Here is a 3699-nt window from a genome sequence, read left to right on the forward strand (position 1 = left end):
CTTCGCTACGCTTCGTTCCGTCTTTCTTCTCGGTACCAAACTGCATCATGATGCGCGGATTGCCACCGTCTCGTTCCCAAATCAACATATATTTATTGCCGTCCCATTTGATCAGTTTTTCCGTACCCGACATGCCGTTAATGGTACGCGGGCCTTGGCGGATGGTACGGTAGCCTGTGATTTTAAAGATTTTTGCCAATGCGCTTTTTTCCGGAGCGATATCCCGTTGCAGCAGCGTCGGTTCGCCTTTCTTAAGCTCGTCGCCATGCATGATTTCCAGACTCATATCATGTTGCTTGGCAAATTCGACAGTAGTATGCGCTGTAAACGGTTTTTTACCGTCATCCGCAATAAAACCGCCTATCAGGCAGATACCATGCCGATTCGGCACTTCAAATTCTTGCCGTACACGTAAGTTATTCAGGAAATCTTGGCGGAATTTTTTCTCCATACCATCTATCAATTCTTTCTCTTTGGCTTTCCAGTTGGCAGGGGCTTTGCCGTTTTCGGCGGGAATATAGAAATAACCACGTACGATATAAGCGTCGTTATCATCCAATTTGAAATATAAATCAGCTTCGTAGGGCATTCCCTTCTCTTTAATTGTAATGCTGCGTTCCCAAGAAAAATCGCTGCGTGTTACCTGCATCATCGCTTGCCCTGGAATTAGAATACGGGTGTCAACAACAATATCGGTCCCATCTCGACCATTTTGCTTAGTCTCATTGATGGTGCTAACGTTTCTCTTCCAGTCGTTAAACAGAACCATTACGCTCCAGCCGTTGTAATTAAGGTGTGTACTGCCGTGACGACGCTTAGACGGTAGGCGCAATTGATAGCGGCCGCTGCAATAGGGCTGTTCGGTCCAGTAGGCGCTATCGATAGATGAAGAAGCTGTAGTCATGGAGGGATTCCTTTCTGTAAGTGGTGAAACGGCAGGGGTGCATGCAGTAAACAGAGAAACTGTCAGCAATACAGTAGCGGTCGGTTTCATCATAAACTCCTTATAGGGATTAATCTTCCTGTCCGCGTAAAGCGACAGATTCTAAAACAGCAAACAAGGCATCATGACGGGTTTCATCAAGATTATATGAAGAACCATGCTCGTAGCCGCCTACATTTTTATCTCCGGTTACCAATACATCTTTTCTATCAAAAAAGCCTTGGGTAATCGGCGCTTCTCCCGAAGCAGTAGGGACGGTACCATCTCCTCGGTCTGTCCTCTTTTTTTCAGCAAGATGAAGAAAGTAATCTTCACCCCTCAGTTTCATTTTTACCGTTCCCCTAGGCCCGGAATCTTTAGGCTTAGTCAATACCGCCTCAATCAACTCCTGCTTAGTCAAGTCTTCAGGGAAATTCCTATCACTCACCCATTTAATAGTATCCCAAGTGAGGTGGTCTTTACTGTCACAAAGACTGATTCGGGTTTTATTGTCATCGGTCAAATAGTAAGTAGCATGCTTTTCTTGAAATATTTGCACCTTATCGAAATTAGCTTTAAAAATATCTGCATCTGTTTTATCTTGTTGAAAGATGGTCTTTGTACCATTCGGATTAAAATTGATGCGGTCTATCTGCTCTTCTTGTTGCCCGTCATTAAGATTTTTCGGCTTGGTCGGCCATAAACCGAACCATTTATCATAATTTTGATAAAGCTCCTCAGTATTGAAACTAAAGCGTATATTTTTACCCTTATCATCTGCCACATGAAGCCAAGCATTGGGATCGCTTACATTATCTCCACTAAAGCGGCAGGGGGTATAATTCGGCCAAGGAGTCAGCTGCATAGCACCAGGCGAATTGAGCAAAATAGGGGAAGTTGCGCGCGAAGTAAAACCCAGCACCCCTGCAAAACCTGCATCTTTCAATGCATTTAACCATAAAGTTGGCATGAAGTATTCATAAAAATGGCGCGGTGGCGGTTCATTACTAAATCCTGCCCTTAACCGTTTATAAAAAGCAGGTGAGCCCGTAGCAGGCATAACATTATGAAAAATACCGCAGATTTTATCAGCGTTTTTAGTACCAGCTGGCTCATCACTGGTTGCCTGCTTTGCATATGCACGCGTTACCAAACCACCCATGGAATGGGTAAGAATCAAAAATTGCTCACTATTGCATTCTTCCAATGCGCGCTGGACCCTGCTATTCAAGTCACTAGGACCAAAGGGGAAATTGGTACCATCCTCTTTTTTTGATTCCAAATACTCTAAAGACTTCGTATGGTACCCAGTCCCCGATTCAGCATTGTCACGCAACCAGTTGTAGCCGCATATATAAACAGGAAACTGATAATTCACCGCTTTTTTCAGCCATTCCGCCAATATTTTCTGCGCTTCAGCGCTAGACTCTTGTTCAGACAAAGGCTTTTCCAATTCTGGCTGCTCTTTGTCGCGATTGATGATATATCGATCTATCCTTGCCAATACGGCTTTCCAAGGCTGCGTATCTTTTTTCTGAGTAACAAAATTTTCATAATCACTATCACTCAAGCAATGCGCTCCATTTTGATTTCCATTGCTGGTTTTAGCACTATCTCGAATATCTTGAGCCAAATTATTCAGATTATTTTCTAAAAAAACCGTGAACTCTTGATAAGAATCGGCATGAACCGTTCCCCAGCCTCGAAAACGCAATTCTTCTTCTGTCAACTCGTTTTGATGGGGTTCCCCATTTTCCCATCTCTCTTTCCATTCTTCATATTTATTTTGCTCATTGCTAATTTTCCAAGAATCAGAAGAGTGACTTTTTTGCAGTTGTGCCATTTTTAGATTGTGTCGCTGCTCACCGGCCTTTAAAATCTTATCTTTCAATCGTTTTGTATTGATTATTATAGGATTTTTAGGAATATGTGTTATCGGCCCTCGCCAATCGACGGCAGTCAATTCTTGATGAATTTCACGATGACGTGCTTTTACTCTACGAAACAGACCATCTTTAAACGCTGCACCTATTGATTTTAATAGACCGTTTGGCGGCATCCATGACTTTTCTACTGTCTCCTTCTTGAGTTCCTCCCAGTCCTTGTCCTGATTCTCCTCTCCGTTTTCAATGTCTTTTGCCGGTTCTCCCGATTCAGATTTTTTACTGGGCTTTACCCAACCGTTTCGATATTGCAGATTGGATCCCATAATGCCGGGTAGAAGCATAATCGGCATATATCGGGCAATCTCCATCTGGCATTTTTGCTGATCTTCCGTAGATGTCATCCTCACTTGCGCGGTCGGATTGCCGTTTTTATCCAATGTCGGATTTAATTTAATATTTGGTTCACTCATTTCTTCTTGTCCTTAGGCAAAAGAGTCAAGGTAAATTTTTCCATAGTAGAATCATTGCGCTGAATACCGGTACTGCCATTTGCATCCGTAATCCCCCGTATTTTGGTACCGTCAGCACGTGTTAGAACAAATCGGCGGTTTGCAATCGGGCTTCCATTTGGAGTGGTAACGATTACTTCCTGATCAAATTTGGATTTAGGCATATTATTAAACATGTGGCTCAAGCTCTGCGGCCCATTCACCACCAACGGCGCCCTCACCCTTACCACCTTCGGACTCCCGATCTCCACTTCTCCGTTGCTCAGCTTGATATACGCCCCTTTGCAGGTAATCAGAATCTCTTCCTTCGCCGCTATGGTGATTTTCCCCGCGCTGCTGGTTAACGTTGCGTCCTTCAGTGCATTCAGCTGCAACTCGTCAT

Annotated in this window: 3 protein-coding genes; all 3 read right to left on the reverse strand. The window is 43.7% G+C overall.

Annotated elements, in window-relative coordinates:
• The coding region (locus tag TW89_RS09490) for a T6SS immunity protein Tli4 family protein (RefSeq protein ID WP_283114712.1) at positions 1-904 on the reverse strand (904 nt) is incomplete at its 3' end.
• A 109-nt stretch (positions 905-1013) separates the two neighbouring features.
• Positions 1014-3278 carry an esterase/lipase family protein gene (locus tag TW89_RS09495; protein ID WP_128581289.1) on the reverse strand — a complete coding sequence of 755 codons (2265 nt, stop codon included), beginning with the start codon at positions 3276-3278 and terminating at the stop codon, positions 1014-1016.
• Positions 3275-3699 (reverse strand): DUF2345 domain-containing protein (locus TW89_RS09500; protein ID WP_128581290.1); only part of this gene is annotated, 425 nt, incomplete at its 5' end. The genes TW89_RS09500 and TW89_RS09495, both read right to left, overlap by 4 nt.

This window comes from Neisseria flavescens, from assembly GCF_001618065.1.
Lineage (GTDB): Bacteria > Pseudomonadota > Gammaproteobacteria > Burkholderiales > Neisseriaceae > Neisseria > Neisseria flavescens_A.